Origin of the sequence: Staphylococcus sp. FSL W8-1207 (assembly GCF_038003745.1) — a bacterium.
Classification (GTDB): domain Bacteria; phylum Bacillota; class Bacilli; order Staphylococcales; family Staphylococcaceae; genus Staphylococcus; species Staphylococcus equorum.
The window spans coordinates 72,105-88,294 of record NZ_JBBOPU010000002.1 but is presented as its reverse complement, the minus strand read 5'-3'; the positions used below and the strand labels follow the sequence as shown (position 1 = coordinate 88,294).

Genomic DNA, 16,190 nt, shown 5'->3' with positions numbered 1-16,190 from the left:
GATACTATAAAAAAATAGTTTAGTTACCTTTAGACTATTTTCACGTAGATCTATGACAATTTGATTTTAATACATTATTAAAGGGGAGATATAATGGAAAAAATCGTTGCTTTTTCAGATTGGCTTTGGGGATTTCCTTTAGTTACATTATTATTAGTTGCAAGTTTATATTTAACAATAAACTTGAAATTTATTCAGTTTAGACATTTCTTTTATATGATGAAACAGACCTTTGGAAGTGTCAATAAAACGCCTAAGGGTGAGGGTACAATCACACCGAGGCAAGCATTGACCTCTGCGTTATCATCTACGATAGGCGCTGCGAATATTGTTGGTGTACCTACGGCTATTATGATGGGTGGACCAGGTGCAGTCTTTTGGATGATAGTAATTGCATTCCTAGGCATGGCTTTAAAATTCAGTGAAAACGTACTCGGTGTACATTATCGTGAAAAAATAAAAAGGGCGAATTTGTTGGTGGACCTACATATTATATGAAGAAAGGTTTTAAAAATAAAAAGTTAGGCGCTATTTTTTCTATCGTCTTTGCTTTTGCGCTGATGCTTGAGCTTATTCCAAGTATTATGGTACAAGGTCATTCGGCTGCAAGGACTGTTCATGATACATTTAATATACATATGGGTGTAACTGGTGTCGTTCTAGCTATTCTTGCAGCATTAGTCGTATTTGGTGGTATTCAACGTATCGCATCATTTACTGAGAAGATTGTGCCAATCATGGTAGGTTTATATTGTTTGTTAGGATTTGCTATTGTCGTAATGAATATCACTCAAGTGCCTAATATTATTGCACTTGTTGTTGAACAAGCGTTTAATCCTAGTGCAGCATTAGGCGGAACATTCGGTGCAGCGCTCGCAACTACCATCCGTTGGGGATTCGCGCGAGGCATATATTCTAATGAGGCAGGTCTTGGTACATCACCTATTGCTCATGCAGCTGCTAAAACGGATCATCCTGTACGTCAGGCTTTTTGGAGTGTCAGTGAAATTGTAGTCGATACGTTTGTCGTATGTAGTACGACTGCTTTCGTTGTACTTGTTTCTGGTGTCTGGACAGCAGAAGACGCAAAATCACAATCTGCAGCGCTCACAGCCAGAGCGTTTGAAGATGCTTTTGGACAATTTGGAAGTATGATTGTATCGATTTCGATGGTATTTTTCGTATTTTCAACGGTCATCGTCGTGATTTTTTACGGCTCTAGAATGGCAGAATTCTTATTTGGATTAACAGGTGGTTGGATTATGAAAGTCGTCTACGTATTATCATTAGTCGTAGGTGCTTTGGGTGCAGCAACACAACTATGGAATTTGTTAGATTTAGCACTTGCAATTGTGCTTATACCTAACGTTATTGCTGTCCTTATACTTTCACCAAAAGTAAAATCACTAACTATAGATTTCTTTAACAACTATAAATAAGTTGTTCTATTAAAAATAAGGTCCCTCACTACAAAATGCAGTGAGGGATTTTTGGTACGCAGATTTTTCAAAAATTGGGTTTGGATATTTCATTTCTGGAAAATTTAATCTGCTAATGGGATTTGGATTGAAAGTTTCATTTAATTTTCAATGAAATTGGAAAGAAGATGACCTAAGCCTCCACGATTAAAATTTATCAGTGATTGTGTAAAGGTAAACAACTATAATTAATGTTAATATATATTATATTAAAGTTTACAATTCAAAGGGTGACATGAAAGTGGAAATATTAGAAAAGATTGATCAACACGCTCAAGAACTGCCACAAAGCCTTGCGTTGCAATTTGATGATTTAAAGTGCAATTATAAACAATTAAAAATAAATATCGAATTAGTGCTTGAAGATATAGCGCGTATTCCTAGTCATCAATTTGTAGCAGTCATAATGAAAGACCCTATGGAAACAATCATCTATTATTGTGCATTGTTAAAGAAAAATTGTATTCCATGCATACTAGATTTTCAATGGTCACAAGCGCAGATAGACACATTACTAAACCATTATGGGATTTCTTATGTAATCAATGAGGAACAAGAAATAATAAGTAAGCATATTAAAAATAATCAATTGAAGTGGCATGATGATTTATTACATGTTGGTTTTACTTCAGGAACGACAGGCTTACCAAAAGCTTATTATCGCAATGAAAAATCATGGCTATATTCATACAAAGAAAACGAAAAGCTTTTAGGAACGCCGATTAGTATACTCGTTGCACCTGGACCTTTATCTCATTCGTTGTCTTTATATACTTGTATCTATGCGCTGTATAGTGGCAGAACGTTTATAGGACAACGTCAATTTGATGCGCCATTGCTATTACAAACGATTGAAAAAGTATCTGAAACAGTTGCCATGTTTTTAGTGCCGACGATGTTAACATCGTGTTTGGCTGAAAATATTAAAATGGAGTCAGTGCGTTATATTTTTTCTACAGGTGATAAGTTACCTTTGGAAATAAGAAATAAAGTTCAACAATATATGCCGCAAACTATATTAATAGAGTTCTTCGGAACATCTGAAGCAAGCTTTATAAGTTATAACTACAATAATGAAGCACCGTATCATTCTGTGGGTTTACCTTTTCCAAATGTGAAAATACACTTGGCACATCAGGATGAACAGGGTGTAGGCGTGTTACATATTCAAAGTAATATGGTGTTTAGTGGTTATGCAAATCAAGATATTTCACGAGATAAATGGCTGGAAATTGGTGATTTTGCATCACTTGATCATAACGGATATCTCTATTTGCACGGACGTCAGAGTGACCGCATGATTATTGGTGGTCGAAATGTTTATCCAACTGAAATTGAGCGTGTAGCCCAAGAATATGAATATTTTAACGAAGTGTGCATAGTGAGTGAACCACATTCGAAGTTCGGAGAGATTGCAGTACTACTTTATACAGGTACACGATATGTGTCTTATCAATCTTTGAAAAGTTTTTTGTCATCATATTTGGCAAGATATCAAATACCATCTAAATTGATTAAAATAGATGAAATGTACTATACACAAAGTGGGAAAATAGCGCGTAGACAAATGAAGGAACGTTACTTAGGAGGAGAGCTTAAATAATGAAAGAAGCAGTGATTGTTGCGGCAAAACGTACAGCATTTGGCAAATATGGAGGAAAGCTTAAACATATAGAGCCAGAACACCTCATAAAGCCATTATTTACACATTTCAAAGAAACATTCCCCCATGTGATGTCAAATATTGATGACGTTATTCTAGGTAATGTCGTAGGTAATGGAGGTAATTTGGCGAGAAAGTCCTTACTTGAAGCAGAACTAGATCACCACATCCCGGGCGTAACTATCGATAGACAGTGTGGTTCAGGGTTAGAAGCGATATTACAAGCTTGCCGAATGATACAAGCAGGCGCAGGTACAATTTATATGGCAGGCGGTGTAGAAAGTACGAGCCGTTCACCTTGGAAAATAAAGCGACCGCAATCTGTTTATGATACCCAATTACCAGAGTTTTTTGAACGTGCATCATTTGCTCCAGAAAGACAGGACCCTTCAATGATTGAAGCGGCTGAAAATGTAGCTCAAACTTACAACATTTCAAGAACGGCACAAGATTATTATGCATGGATGAGCCATCAAAAAACAATGGCTGCATATGAACATCAAATCATTTCCCGAGAAATAATGCCATTGCAAGTTAAGGGTGAAACATTTCAGCGAGATGAAAGTATTAAACCAAAGTTAACAGAACGGACGCTGAATCGTTTGAAACCACTCTTACCTGAAGGCACAGTTACTGCTGGAAATTGTTGTATGAAAAATGATGGTGCAGTGTTATTAATGGTTATGGAAAAAGAAACTGCCAAAGCATGTGGTTTTAATAGCGGGTTAGCATTTACTGATGGCTTAACTGTAGGCGTAGACCCGAATGTTTTAGGCATAGGTCCTGCACCAGCAGTGACAAGACTACTAGAAAAAAATCACTATACTATTGATGAAATTGATGCGGTCGAATTGAATGAGGCCTTTGCATCACAAGTGTTAGCAAGTCAAGAAATGTTGGGATTAACTGATGCGAAATTAAATATTTATGGCGGCGCAATCGCTACAGGGCACCCCTACGGTGCAAGTGGTGCAGCTTTAGTGACGCGCTTGTTTTACATGGATGAATATCAAAGAACAATTGCTACTATGGGAATAGGAGGCGGCATGGGCAATGCATTATTGTTTGAAAGATGGACATGAAGAGCAAGAAATCATATTTAATGAAGATGATGTCATAGCTTATAATCAATATTTTAATCAATATCCATTAAATAAAGTACCGCCACTATATTGTGCTAAGTTATGGCCAGAATTTCAGTTGTTTCAGCAATATGCTAATCGCAATATTTTGCTGAAAGAAACAGAAATAGACCATACAAAATCGCTTGAAACGAATGAAACATATCTAGCGCATATGTGTATGATAGAGAAGAAGAAAATAAAATCATTTATGAAATATACTTTTAAATTAGATGTACATAAAAATAGTGAAAACTATATCACTATTAAACAAATATTTTTGGAGCAGCTATAGTATGATACAAATAACAACAGAACAAGTGAATGAATATTTAGGCTTAATTAATGATCAAAACCCAGTGCATCAACATATAGTGCCTGGTCAATTGATTGTGCAGCTAGCACTTACAAACAAAAAATTAGCATGGGTAGCATACAAAGTGAAATACATGGCATCGGTTGAAATAAATGAATCTTTAAATTCTGAACTTGTAACAAACGAAAAAATGGTTATTTCTAATCAAAGCGGTGATGTAAAAATTTTTATTGTGAAAATATAAATGTTGAATTAGTTATGGTGTTCAAGGTGTATACAAATGATGAGTATATAATGCATTGGCGAGTACTTTTTTGTGTTAATTTAAAAGAGTACGATACAATAATAAGTGAAGTAACAAGTATACTAGGAGGATAACTATGACAGTAGAAACATATTGGAGATCTTTTATCGAAGCATTTCCTGAATATAAAGGTGTGCAATTTGATGCTTGGTCTTTTGGTGTTGACGAAGATGAATTAGCTGATTTAGTGAAAAAGGGCATGAAAACTGCGACGACAAGTGGATTATCGTCTTATAAAGTAGAGGAAGAAGCGTTACCACAAGTCGGTGATATCAGTGTTGTATTAAATGAAAAAGGAAACCCGCAATGTATCATTGAAACTACACGTGTTTATCAAACGCCATTTAATGATGTTACTGAACATCATGCATATCTTGAAGGTGAAGGAGATAAGTCATTGGCATATTGGCGCCAAGCACATATCGAATTTTTCGAATCATATTATGCTGAATTAGGTATTCCTTTTGATGAATCAGAAATCATGGTGTGTGAAGAATTTAAGTTATTGTATGTATAAAAAACGAGCGGTACATAAGTTAGAACTGCTTCGAGTATTCTCTCCAAGCACAACAAAGGGGACAATCTTTGTCTAACTGTGTACCGCTCATAGGGTGAGTGTTTATAGGGTTGTGTTAGTCAAGGCAACATAAGGGGACAACTTATGTTGCCTTTATTCTTTTTAAACTTCTAATTTCTAAAGGGGAGTTTATTGCATATATGTTCTTCTGTAATCTGTTTAAAGCTAAATTTTGAAAAGTCTTAGGTGTAAAGTAAATGTTATTAATAGGTTAGTTTCATATTATCAACATCACTTTCAAGTAGAGAGAGTAACTTATATAATTCATTCATGCTGAAATTTTCATCAAATTTAACAGAAATTGTTTTGAAAGTTTTAGTGTTAATTTCATATATTGGGTTACCATTTTCAAAAGCCTGTTTGTAGATAATCATGCTGTGATTCCCTCCTTTTTCTCTCTACACTTAATATACTAATAGATTTACTTGGAAAATACATGAGTCTTCAGTATCAACTTCGTATCGGTCTTATGTCGTATATGATTTAAAAAGTAAAAAGTATGTGAAAATGGTGAGTGAAGCAAAAGGGTTAGAATTGAACTTTGTTGAATCATAGTGTAAATTGTAACTGAGATGTATCGTGTTTTAAAATTCAAGCTTGGAGTGATAATGTATGAAAAAAATTGCAAAGACTTTTGTAGCATGTAGTATTGTGTTTGGAACTACAGTAGGCCTAAGCATTGCTAACGAAGACATATCACAAAGTGAAGCACAAGCAGAAACGACGCAACCTTATTATGAGTATCAAGGCTACACAGCTCAAGGTGGAGATTTTTTATTAGATCAAGCATTTTATAATGGATTGAAAGCAGGTAATGTTACTTTTAACGATATTAAAGTGAATAGTAAATATGATTCAGGTTCTGAGAGCAAAGTAATTTATGATCAAAAATTTGAAAAAGTAAATGGTAATAAAGCTAATTCAGTAGAATTTGAGATAGCGGAAGATGCAGTAAGTTTACAAGATATGAGAGTGCAATTTGGACAAAACTTTGAATATCAACCACCGCTTCATGGGGACAAAGTAAATAGCTCCGATGGTTTGTATGGGTATAAAGTAGGCGAAGGTTATATCGTATTTCATATGAGTGATGGTTATGTAACGAGTGTGACAGTATCATAAAGCATATTTAATATACAAAAACCAAGTAGAAATATATTTAATTTCTACTTGGTTTATTTTATTGATAGCGTTGTTTTTAAACTTCTGTAACGTCAACATCAATATGTTCAACACGGTTATATGCACCGTGGTCAACCGGACCTACAAAGTCATTCATCTTCCAACCATTTTTAATTGCAGAAGCAACAAAAGCTTTGGCAGCAATAACTGCTTCTCTTGGTGTTTTGCCGTTGGCTAAATACGCAGTAGTTGCTGCAGCAAAAGTACAGCCTGCACCATGATTATAGCTTTGTTGGAACATATCAGTAGTTAATTGGTAGAAGTGTTCACCATCATAGTAAAGGTCATAAGATTTATCTTGATCTAAAGCTTTTCCACCTTTAATAATGACATGCTGTGCGCCTTGTTTATGAATGATTTTAGCAGCTTTTTTCATATCATCTATTGATTTTAAAGTACCTAGGTTTGCAAGTTGTCCTGCTTCAAATAAATTTGGTGTTACGACAGTTGCTTTAGGTAATAAATGTTCAATCATTGCGTCAGTGTTGCCAGGATTTAATACTTCGTTTTCGCCTTTACAGACCATTACTGGATCAACGACAAAGTAGTCGGCGCCAGATTCTACATATGCTTCACCAGCACGTTTGATTATTTCTTGTGTACCGAGCATACCTGTTTTCACAGCATCTGGGTGGATTGAGATTGCTGTCTCTAATTGTTTCTCAAATACATCAAATGGAATTGGCGTTACGTCATGAGACCATGTCGCTTTATCCATTGTAACGATTGATGTCAGAGCAACAATGCCGTATGTCTCTAACTCTTGAAATGTTTTTAAATCTGCTTGCATACCTGCCCCTGCACTTGTGTCTGAACCTGCAATCGTTAATGTTTTTTTCAATGCCATGAATCTTCACTCCTAAATTTCTTTTGTACATATCATACCACGTTTGTCGAGTATTCTAAATAATGACCTTTTAAATAGCGAGCAATATTTAACTACTTTGTATAAGGTAGATTAATTTTATTTTTGATGAAGAGAAATAGGGTTACCTGAGCTGGTTTAAAGTTATACAAGTGCTGATGCACTTGCATAAGTGGTTCTATTCTTGTGAATACAAAGTAGAATTAATGGTTCGCCTGAGCTGGTTTAAAGGTTTACAAGTGCTAAGGCACTTGCATAAGTAGCGCTAAACTTGCTAACGCAAGAAGTACTACTTTACATGCATAAGATCTACTTATTCACGTGCATAATTTCTTGCACGTGGATTTTAAAAGGATTACCTGAGCTGAAGTTCATGCATAAGTGGTTCTATTCTTGTGAATACAAAGTAGAAATAATGGTTCGCCTGCGCTGGTTTAAAGGTTTACAAGTGCTAAGGCACTTGCATAAGTAGCGCTAAACTTGCTAACGCAAGAACTACTTCTTCACGCGCATAATTTCTTGCACGTGGATTTTAAAAGGATTACCTGAGCTGAAGTTCATGCATAAGTGGTTCTATTCTTGTGAATACAAGAAGAACCACTTTATATGTTAAAATACAAACTGAGGTGAGAGGGAATATGGAATGGTCAGATGTTTTTCATGAAATTACTACACGACATGACTTTAGTGCGATGCACGAATTTTTAGAAAAAGAATATACAACAGAAATTGTATACCCAGATAGAGAGAATGTTTATCAAGCATTTGATTTAACACCATTTGAACAAGTGAAAGTTGTCATATTAGGTCAAGATCCATATCACGGACCGAATCAAGCACATGGCTTAGCTTTCTCAGTACAACCAGATGCTAAGTTTCCACCTTCGTTGCGTAATATGTATAAAGAACTTAAAGAGGACATAGGTTGTGAAAGAACAACGCCACATTTACAAGATTGGGCGCGCGAAGGTGTTTTGTTATTGAATACAGTTCTGACTGTTCGCCAAGGTGAAGCACATTCACATAAAGAAATTGGCTGGGAACTTTTCACAGATGAAGTGATTAAAACAGTATCTGAACAATTAGAAAATGTTGTGTTTATTTTATGGGGAAAACCCGCACAACAAAAAGTCAAATTGATAGATACATCAAAACATCATATTATTAAGTCTCCACATCCAAGTCCTTTATCTGCTTATCGTGGTTTCTTTGGTTCAAAACCATATTCTCAAACAAATATGTATTTACAAGAAAATGGTAAAGCACCAGTGAATTGGTGTGAAGGTGAGGCATAAACATGGAAAAAGATAAGGTTATACAGTTAATTGAGCAAGAATTAGTAGCAGCGGACGAAGCAAATAATAATGCTGAATTTGAAAAGCATATTTATGCTATTCATACGTTGACTTCACTTGTTACAGGGTCGACAAGTCAGCATAAAAGTTATAAAGATAATACGTATGATGTTTCTTCGTCATTTCAAACATCTACTATAGTAAGTAATGGTACTTCAAAAACCCAATCAGCTTCTAAAAAACCAGCTGTATCTGAGGAAGAGATTCGAGCGATGGGCGGTAAAACATCACAACCAGCGCCACAAAATAGCGTTTCTGACACATCACTTACAGCTAACAAGTTGGTTACAGATGATGAAATAGGTAATGGAGATTCAATATTTGATTTTTAATTAAGAAGGGAAGTAAATAGCATGATGAAAGTATTTATTATATTAGGTGCATTGAACACAATGATGGCAGTAGGAACTGGCGCATTTGGTGCACATGGCTTAGAAAATAAACTATCAGCAAAATATTTATCAGTATGGGAAAAAGCAACGACTTACCAAATGTATCATGGTTTAGGCATACTTGCGCTTGGTATCATTAGTGGTACAACTTCAATTAACGTGAATTGGGCAGGTTGGCTCATGTTCTTCGGTATTGTCTTTTTCAGTGGCTCATTATACATTTTGGCATTAACTCAAATTCGTATCCTTGGCGCAATTACGCCAATCGGTGGGGTTTTATTCATAGTAGGTTGGTTAATGCTTATTATCGGAACATTTAAATTATAAATTTTTAATTGTTATAGAATTCATCTTGTGGGTATAATACAGTCCATGAGGTGAATTTTATTTATGAGTCAAAATGATAAGCAAATAGATAGAGGAGATTTAAAACAAAACTTATCTGAGAAATTTGTATGGGCTATAGCCTATGGTTCATGTATAGGTTGGGGTGCATTTATCCTACCTGGTGACTGGATTGGTCAATCAGGCCCTATATCTGCAGCGATAGGTATTGTAATTGGTGCATTATTAATGATACTGATTGCAGTAAGTTATGGTGCTTTAGTTGAACGTTTTCCAGTTTCAGGTGGAGCATTTGCATTTAGTTTTTTAGGATTTGGAAGGTACGTTAGTTTCTTCTCATCCTGGTTTTTAACTTTTGGATATATATGTGTTGTAGCTTTAAACGCAACAGCATTTAGTTTATTAATTAAGTTCTTACTACCAGATATATTAGAAACTGGTAAGTTATATACTATTGCAGGATGGGATGTTTATATAACTGAGATTCTTATCGCATCGTTATTATTAATTGTCTTTATGTTTATAGCAATTAAAGGTGCAAGTGTATCAGGATCTCTACAATTTTATTTCTGTGTAGCAATGGTTATAACAATCGTATTACTATTTTTCGGTTCATTCTTCGGGAATAACTTCTCTTTTGAAAATTTACAACCGTTAACGAATGAAAAAGAAGGTTGGTTTACATCCATTATTATGATTGTGGCAGTAGCGCCATGGGCATATGTTGGATTTGATAATATTCCACAAACAGCAGAAGAATTTGATTTTGCGCCGAATAAAACATTTAAATTAATCGTTTATAGTTTACTTGCCGCAGCATTTACTTATGTATTAATGATTTTATACACAAGTTGGTTAAGTAGCTCATCTACAAGTTTAAACGGTAATTTATGGTTAACAGGTGCTGTGACACAAGAGGCATTTGGTTACATTGGTTTAGCAGTGCTAGCAATCGCAATTATGATGGGGATATTCACTGGTTTAAATGGATTCTTGATGAGTTCAAGCCGTTTATTATTCTCAATGGGACGCTCAGGCATTATGCCTTCTGTATTTAGTAAATTGCATAAAAAATATAAGACACCTTATATTGCAATTTTCTTTTTAGTGTCTGTTACATTAATTGCACCGTGGCTAGGTCGTACTGCATTAACATGGATTGTTGATATGTCTTCAACAGGTGTATCAATTGCTTATTTTATTACATGTTTATCAGCAGCAAGACTCTTTAGTTTTGATAAATCAAGTAACACATACGGACCTGTATACAAAGTATTTGCGATATTAGGTTCAATCGTTTCATTTGTATTCTTACTATTATTATTAGTTCCTGGGTCACCAGCGGCACTTTCAACACCATCTTATATCGCATTAGGCGGTTGGTTAATCATTGGTTTGATTTTCTTTGTTGTACGCTATCCAAAACTGAAAAATATGGATAATGACAGATTAAGTAAACTTATTTTAAATCAATCAGAAGATGAAATAGTAGATTTAATTAATAAAAATAAATCAGATAAAGCGAACACCTAGTTATTTTTGTGAATAATAATCATGTTTTTTGCATGTAAAATTATGTAATTCTAACATTTAAACTTGGATTATATAATTTCATATACGCCCTTCAATACAGACACATTAAAAGTGTTTATATTGGAGGGCTTTTATTATTAGAGGTTTGATTATAGAAATGGCGAGTAACAAAAAACCTGAGAAAAATCATTATTACAAATGATTTTTCTCAGGTTTTTGATTTAGTATCATGCATTTTAAATTCTTTTTTTACGTATTTTCGTACCAGATACAATAAGCTTTGATATTTGATCAGCAAAAAGTAATCCTAAAGCGATAGCACCAGCAATTAAAGTCACTTCTAGCATTGTATTAATGGCTTTACTAAATTCTAATAAGATTAAGTTTTTTGTTGCATCGAATGCAAGGCCACCAGGAACGAGTGGAATAATACCTGGAACCATAAATATAATTACGGGTTCCTTTTTATAACGAGCCATGATGTGACTCAGCATACCTAACGCAATACTTCCAAAGAAACTAGAATATATAGTATGGAATTGAAAACCTTCATAAAATAAAATATAAAACATCCACCCACACGCACCTACAATACCAACTGTGTTGTATAGGCGTTTTGGTACATCAAATATCACACCAAAGAAAAGGGAAGCAGTATAACTAAATATTAAATTTAAAATCCAAAACATAGACATTGCTCCTAAAAAATAATGAGTATAGTACCAACACCGGCGCCTATACCAAAAGCAGTCACTAGGGCTTCTAGTGATTTAGTGGTAAATAGTAACATATGACCGGCGAATAAATCTTGAATGGCATTCGTGATTAATACACCAGGCACGATAGGCATCACTGAAGCTATTATGATAGTAGATATCGAACCACCGGGTATTAAATGATGCCCTGAAACGGTTATGAGGCCGATGACAATTGCGCCCATAAATTCTGGGATAAATTGAGCATGTAGTTTTCTTTGAAGCGTTTCTACAACAATGAAGCCAAAGGACCCAGCCAAAATAGCAGTAAGTACATCTGTTAAGATGCCACCTTGAAGATATAAAAAACTCGCTGCGATAATAGCGGCAGCTATAAATTTGAAAATTAGATCATGGTTAATGCTTTGTTCGTGATATATTTTTTGCAGTTCTTGAAAGGCATCTTCAAGTGAAATGTCACCTAAAGCAAGACGCCTAGATATGCCATTTGTTCTTGATATGCGATGAAGATTTGTATCTCGTGTTTTAATCCTGAAAATCCTAGGATAAGATTCGTTATGTAACATGAAGTTAATTACTGTATTTGTTACGAAACTATTGCTTTCTGGATAGCCTAATGTAGTTGCAATTCGAGTCATTGTATCTTCAACTCTGGAACCTTCTGCACCAGATTCCAACAGGATACGTCCTGCGAGCAAAATAACATCTTTCGCCATTCTTTCATCGTAACTTTCAACTGTTTGATTGTATATTGTCATTTAATCACCAATAATGAAGTATTTAACTAAAGCTATGTTTTTGTATTCATAGCATAGGAATAAGTTATTGAGTTAATAATTTTTATTGTAACACTTTACTCTTAAAAATTGTTAGAAGAATCAGAAAGTAACTTATACGCTTTATAAAATTTAAAATATAACATTTTATACAATTTAAGTAATTTAAATATGTTTCAAATTTCGCAAATAGGCTAAAATAATATTAGTTAGCTGTTTCAGACAAATATTGAGTAGCGACAATATTTAACAGTTAATATTAAATTAAGTAGTGATTAAAGTTCTCCCAAACACACTACACAGACTCAGGCACACTTGTTCAATAGCAAGTGGGCCTTTTTTTACTCGCTCTGCATTCGACTAGTTGAATGCTAGAGCGAGTTATGCAAGCGTAAGCTTCCGAACCTTAAGTAACAACATGTTGAAATCTAGAGCGAGTAAGAGCGAGTAAGAACAAGTAACGAATTATGAAAATGTATAAAAAATGTCGACAAAGTTAGATACTTTGCCGACAGTCTTAAACAATTCCATTAATATGAACGGAAACGTTTATTGTATTTTATAATGAAAATAGATCTTGTAAGACATCTTTTGTGATGATATTACCTACGAAGAAACTACCAAAGTCGCCGTAGCGTGCAGTTGTTTCATCAAATCTCATTTCATAAACAATTTTTTTGAATTGAAGTGGGTCTTCTGCAAAAAGTGTTACGCCCCATTCATGATCGTCAAAACCAACAGATCCAGTGATGAATTGTTTGATTTTACCTGCATATTGGCGACCAATCATGCCATGATCATGCATAAGTTTCTTTCTATCTTCAAGTGGTAACATATACCAGTTATATGTTTCACCACGACGTTTATCCATTGGATAGAAACAAATGTATTCAGTACGAGGTAATTCTGGGAATAATCTTGGTTTAATATGAGGATTTTCATATGGATCTTCATCAGATTTTCCTGCAAGATAATTACCTAATTCTATGATAGAAACATAAGAATATGTTGGAATTAAGAAATCTGTAATTTTCAATTTATTAAATTCATTTTCAAAAGCATTTAAATCTTTCATTTCTGGACGTAATACCCATAAAAGAAGGTCTGCTTTTTGACCATTAATATTATAAAATGCATGATCTCCTGCATTATTTGTGCGTGCTTCTTCGTGCTTATCTAAAAACGATTGTAATTCTTCCACGAGAGATTGACGTTCTTCCTCTGGAACTAAACGTAAAGTAGTCCAATCAATAGCATATAATAAATGTAAACTATACCAACCGTCTAACGTTTCTGGTACTTGTGGCATTGTAAATCGCTCCTTTGTGAAAATTTCTATGTCTTCACTATAAAATTCTACCATAAAGAAACTGTTAAAACATAAGTAAATGATTACAAATTGGTGACATGGAATTCTATAAAAAAATAACGTATACTATATAGTGTAAATAAATAGATTTAAATTTCGAGGAGGCCCCTATGTCTTTATTAGATGTATTACAAGAAAAACTTTCAGGAAAAAATGTGAGAATCGTATTACCTGAGGGTGAAGATGAACGCGTATTAACAGCAGCAACACAATTACAAAATACAGAATATGTTACACCAGTAGTATTAGGTAATGAAGCTAATGTGAAGACTTTAGCTAATGATAAAGGATTAGATATTACTAACATTGAGATTATCGATCCAGAAACAAGTGAATTGAAACAAGAATTAGTAACTGCTTTCGTTGAACGCCGTAAAGGTAAAGCGACTGAAGAACAAGCACAAGAAATGCTAAAAAATGTAAACTACTTTGGTACAATGCTTGTTTATACTGGTAAAGCTGAAGGACTAGTCAGCGGTGCAGCACATTCTACAGGCGATACAGTTCGCCCAGCGTTACAAATTATTAAAACGAAACCTGGCGTTTCAAAAACATCTGGCGTTTTCTTTATGATTAAAGGAGAAGAACAATATATCTTCGGCGATTGCGCAATCAATCCAACACTTGAAGCACAAGACTTAGCTGAAATTGCAGTAGAGAGTGCAAAAACTGCTAAAAGCTTTGACATGACACCGCGTGTAGCAATGTTAAGTTTTTCAACAAAAGGCTCTGCAAAATCAGACGATGTTGAAAAAGTAGCAAATGCAGTGAACTTAGCGCAAGAGAAAATTGAAACTGACAATATTGAAGATGTTGTTGTAGATGGTGAATTCCAATTTGACGCAGCAATCGTACCTGAAGTTGCTAAGAAAAAAGCACCAGACGCAAAAATACAAGGTAATGCTAATGTATTTATCTTCCCAAGTTTAGAAGCCGGTAATATTGGATACAAAATTGCACAACGTTTAGGCAGTTTTGATGCAGTAGGTCCAGTACTACAAGGACTTAATTCTCCAGTGAATGATTTATCTCGTGGTTGTTCAACAGAAGACGTGTATAATTTATCAATCATCACTGCTGCGCAAACATTACAATAATGGATTTAGCAAGCAAATACTTTAATGGTATAGATTGGCGTTATATTGACCATTCTTCTGGGTTAGCGCCTATGCAATCATTTGCATTCGATGATACATTTTCGGAAAGTGTTGGCAAAGATTTATCATGTAATGTTGTACGTACTTGGATACACCAACATACAATCATTTTAGGTATCCATGATTCACGCCTACCTTTTTTACAAGATGGTATTCGTTATCTTACTGAAGAACGTGGCTATAATGCGATTGTTAGAAATTCAGGTGGCCTAGGTGTCGTCTTAGACCAAGGTATACTCAATATTTCTCTCCTATTTAAAGGTAAACATGACATTACAATAGACGAAGCTTTTACAGTAATGTATTTATTGGTTTCAAAAATGTTTGAAGATGAAGACGTAGAGATTGAAACACACGAAATTGAACGTTCATATTGTCCAGGGAAATTTGATTTAAGTATTAATGGACGAAAATTTGCAGGCATTTCACAAAGGCGAGTACGTGGCGGCATTGCTGTACAAGTATATCTTTGTGTAGAAGGTGATGGCAGTGAACGCGCCGATATGATGAAGTCTTTTTATAAACGCGCGTTAAAGGATGAAGAAACAAAATTTACTTATCCAAATATAGATCCACAATGCATGGCGTCATTAGAGTCATTATTAGGCAAAGCAATCACTGTTCAAGACGTAATGTTTAAGTTATTATACGCGCTTAAAGATTTAGGTGGACGATTAAATATGGAACCTATAACAGATGATGAATGGCAACGCTATGAATGTTATTTTGAAAAAATGATTGAACGTAACGCTAAGATGAATCAAGCAATGGATTAAATCATTATTAAGACCAGAAACGGTACTTTTTTATTAAAGTAACGGCTCTGGTCTTTTTTAGAGTTAATATAAAAAATATTGACATAAATCTTTCTAATTGTTGAATTATAGAAACTAAATAAGTAATATAGGAAAAGTGTAGTTTAAAACTAACTAATTTAAATAAATTTCCGTAAAATCATGTTAACTTTTTGAATATAAGACTATAGAGTTTTATAATGGAAAAGTATTGATTATAATTAGTAGCAGGTATTAACTTTTGAAA

General features: G+C 34.4%; 17 protein-coding genes and 1 pseudogene. 13 read left to right on the top strand and 5 right to left on the bottom strand.

Features of this window, described 5'->3' with window-relative positions; genetic code table 11:
• Positions 1-93: 93 nt before the first annotated feature.
• The 6 genes and pseudogenes from NSR03_RS10055 (at position 94) to NSR03_RS10030 (ending at position 5,399) form a co-directional block, all read left to right on the top strand.
• Positions 94-1,439 (top strand): annotated as a pseudogene (locus tag NSR03_RS10055) (alanine/glycine:cation symporter family protein).
• Positions 1,440-1,719: 280 nt separating this feature from the next.
• The gene (locus NSR03_RS10050; RefSeq protein WP_021339570.1) at positions 1,720-3,081 is read left to right on the top strand and encodes an AMP-binding protein; all 1,362 of its coding nucleotides are present in this window, start codon (positions 1,720-1,722) and stop codon (positions 3,079-3,081) included.
• On the top strand, positions 3,081-4,223 hold the full coding sequence (locus NSR03_RS10045) for a thiolase family protein (protein WP_069820609.1): 1,143 nt from the start codon (positions 3,081-3,083) through the stop codon (positions 4,221-4,223). Before NSR03_RS10050 ends, NSR03_RS10045 begins: the two co-directional genes overlap by 1 nt.
• Positions 4,195-4,557: a hypothetical protein gene (locus NSR03_RS10040; RefSeq protein ID WP_021339572.1), complete on the top strand. Its 363-nt coding sequence runs from the start codon at positions 4,195-4,197 to the stop codon at positions 4,555-4,557. Before NSR03_RS10045 ends, NSR03_RS10040 begins: the two co-directional genes overlap by 29 nt.
• A gap of 1 nt (position 4,558) precedes the next feature.
• On the top strand, positions 4,559-4,822 hold the full coding sequence (locus NSR03_RS10035; protein ID WP_021339573.1) for a hypothetical protein: 264 nt from the start codon (positions 4,559-4,561) through the stop codon (positions 4,820-4,822).
• Between the two features lie 136 nt (positions 4,823-4,958).
• Positions 4,959-5,399 carry an ASCH domain-containing protein gene (locus NSR03_RS10030; RefSeq protein WP_021339574.1) on the top strand — a complete coding sequence of 147 codons (441 nt, stop codon included), beginning with the start codon at positions 4,959-4,961 and terminating at the stop codon, positions 5,397-5,399.
• Positions 5,400-5,662: 263 nt separating this feature from the next.
• Here the strand turns inward: NSR03_RS10030 and vraX are convergent, their stop codons facing one another.
• A complete protein-coding gene (gene vraX / locus NSR03_RS10025; protein ID WP_165349549.1) occupies positions 5,663-5,833 on the bottom strand; it encodes a C1q-binding complement inhibitor VraX in 171 nt (56 codons plus the stop codon).
• Between the two features lie 238 nt (positions 5,834-6,071).
• On the opposite strand from vraX, the gene isaB reads away from it, so the two are divergent.
• Entirely contained in the window at positions 6,072-6,581 is a 510-nt protein-coding gene (gene isaB, locus NSR03_RS10020) for an immunodominant staphylococcal antigen IsaB family protein (protein WP_069812730.1), read from the top strand.
• Positions 6,582-6,657: 76 nt separating this feature from the next.
• Here the strand turns inward: isaB and thiD are convergent, their stop codons facing one another.
• Positions 6,658-7,488, bottom strand: a complete 831-nt coding sequence (gene thiD, locus NSR03_RS10015; protein WP_021339577.1) for a bifunctional hydroxymethylpyrimidine kinase/phosphomethylpyrimidine kinase — start codon at positions 7,486-7,488, stop codon at positions 6,658-6,660.
• A gap of 644 nt (positions 7,489-8,132) precedes the next feature.
• Between thiD and NSR03_RS10010 the strand changes: the two genes are divergently transcribed.
• From NSR03_RS10010 to NSR03_RS09995, 4 genes are all read left to right on the top strand, one after another.
• Positions 8,133-8,801, top strand: coding sequence for a uracil-DNA glycosylase (locus NSR03_RS10010; RefSeq protein WP_256092537.1), 669 nt, complete (start codon positions 8,133-8,135; stop codon positions 8,799-8,801).
• A gap of 2 nt (positions 8,802-8,803) precedes the next feature.
• Entirely contained in the window at positions 8,804-9,193 is a 390-nt protein-coding gene (locus NSR03_RS10005; RefSeq protein ID WP_021339579.1) for a DUF5327 family protein, read from the top strand.
• A 24-nt stretch (positions 9,194-9,217) separates the two neighbouring features.
• Positions 9,218-9,580, top strand: coding sequence for a DUF423 domain-containing protein (locus NSR03_RS10000; RefSeq protein WP_002508446.1), 363 nt, complete (start codon positions 9,218-9,220; stop codon positions 9,578-9,580).
• A 63-nt stretch (positions 9,581-9,643) separates the two neighbouring features.
• Positions 9,644-11,131: an APC family permease gene (locus NSR03_RS09995; protein WP_021339580.1), complete on the top strand. Its 1,488-nt coding sequence runs from the start codon at positions 9,644-9,646 to the stop codon at positions 11,129-11,131.
• Between the two features lie 236 nt (positions 11,132-11,367).
• Here NSR03_RS09995 and NSR03_RS09990 read toward each other — a convergent pair whose 3' ends face one another.
• From NSR03_RS09990 to hemQ, 3 genes are all read right to left on the bottom strand, one after another.
• Positions 11,368-11,820, bottom strand: a complete 453-nt coding sequence (locus tag NSR03_RS09990; protein ID WP_002508444.1) for a threonine/serine exporter family protein — start codon at positions 11,818-11,820, stop codon at positions 11,368-11,370.
• 11 nt (positions 11,821-11,831) lie between these two features.
• Positions 11,832-12,599, bottom strand: a complete 768-nt coding sequence (locus tag NSR03_RS09985; protein ID WP_172457968.1) for a threonine/serine exporter family protein — start codon at positions 12,597-12,599, stop codon at positions 11,832-11,834.
• Between the two features lie 583 nt (positions 12,600-13,182).
• Positions 13,183-13,932 carry a hydrogen peroxide-dependent heme synthase gene (hemQ, locus tag NSR03_RS09980; protein ID WP_002508442.1) on the bottom strand — a complete coding sequence of 250 codons (750 nt, stop codon included), beginning with the start codon at positions 13,930-13,932 and terminating at the stop codon, positions 13,183-13,185.
• Between the two features lie 170 nt (positions 13,933-14,102).
• On the opposite strand from hemQ, the gene pta reads away from it, so the two are divergent.
• Complete coding sequence (gene pta, locus NSR03_RS09975) at positions 14,103-15,089, top strand: phosphate acetyltransferase (protein ID WP_069820610.1); 987 nt, start codon at positions 14,103-14,105, stop codon at positions 15,087-15,089.
• Positions 15,089-15,925 (top strand): lipoate--protein ligase family protein, encoded by an 837-nt coding sequence (locus tag NSR03_RS09970; RefSeq protein WP_069820611.1) that lies wholly within the window; start codon positions 15,089-15,091, stop codon positions 15,923-15,925. Before pta ends, NSR03_RS09970 begins: the two co-directional genes overlap by 1 nt.
• Positions 15,926-16,190: the final 265 nt, after the last annotated feature.

Bases quoted from the DNA above. Each gene is read 5' to 3' on its own strand.
- NSR03_RS10045 (WP_069820609.1), top strand. From the start codon at position 3,081: ATGAAAGAAGCAGTGATTGTTGCGGCAAAACGTACAGCATTTGGCAAA.
- NSR03_RS10040 (WP_021339572.1), top strand. From the start codon at position 4,195: ATGCATTATTGTTTGAAAGATGGACATGAAGAGCAAGAAATCATATTT.
- NSR03_RS10035 (WP_021339573.1), top strand. From the start codon at position 4,559: ATGATACAAATAACAACAGAACAAGTGAATGAATATTTAGGCTTAATT.
- NSR03_RS10030 (WP_021339574.1), top strand. From the start codon at position 4,959: ATGACAGTAGAAACATATTGGAGATCTTTTATCGAAGCATTTCCTGAA.
- vraX (WP_165349549.1), bottom strand. From the start codon at position 5,833: ATGATTATCTACAAACAGGCTTTTGAAAATGGTAACCCAATATATGAA.
- isaB (WP_069812730.1), top strand. From the start codon at position 6,072: ATGAAAAAAATTGCAAAGACTTTTGTAGCATGTAGTATTGTGTTTGGA.
- thiD (WP_021339577.1), bottom strand. From the start codon at position 7,488: ATGGCATTGAAAAAAACATTAACGATTGCAGGTTCAGACACAAGTGCA.
- NSR03_RS10005 (WP_021339579.1), top strand. From the start codon at position 8,804: ATGGAAAAAGATAAGGTTATACAGTTAATTGAGCAAGAATTAGTAGCA.
- NSR03_RS10000 (WP_002508446.1), top strand. From the start codon at position 9,218: ATGAAAGTATTTATTATATTAGGTGCATTGAACACAATGATGGCAGTA.
- NSR03_RS09995 (WP_021339580.1), top strand. From the start codon at position 9,644: ATGAGTCAAAATGATAAGCAAATAGATAGAGGAGATTTAAAACAAAAC.
- NSR03_RS09990 (WP_002508444.1), bottom strand. From the start codon at position 11,820: ATGTTTTGGATTTTAAATTTAATATTTAGTTATACTGCTTCCCTTTTC.
- hemQ (WP_002508442.1), bottom strand. From the start codon at position 13,932: ATGCCACAAGTACCAGAAACGTTAGACGGTTGGTATAGTTTACATTTA.
- pta (WP_069820610.1), top strand. From the start codon at position 14,103: ATGTCTTTATTAGATGTATTACAAGAAAAACTTTCAGGAAAAAATGTG.
- NSR03_RS09970 (WP_069820611.1), top strand. From the start codon at position 15,089: ATGGATTTAGCAAGCAAATACTTTAATGGTATAGATTGGCGTTATATT.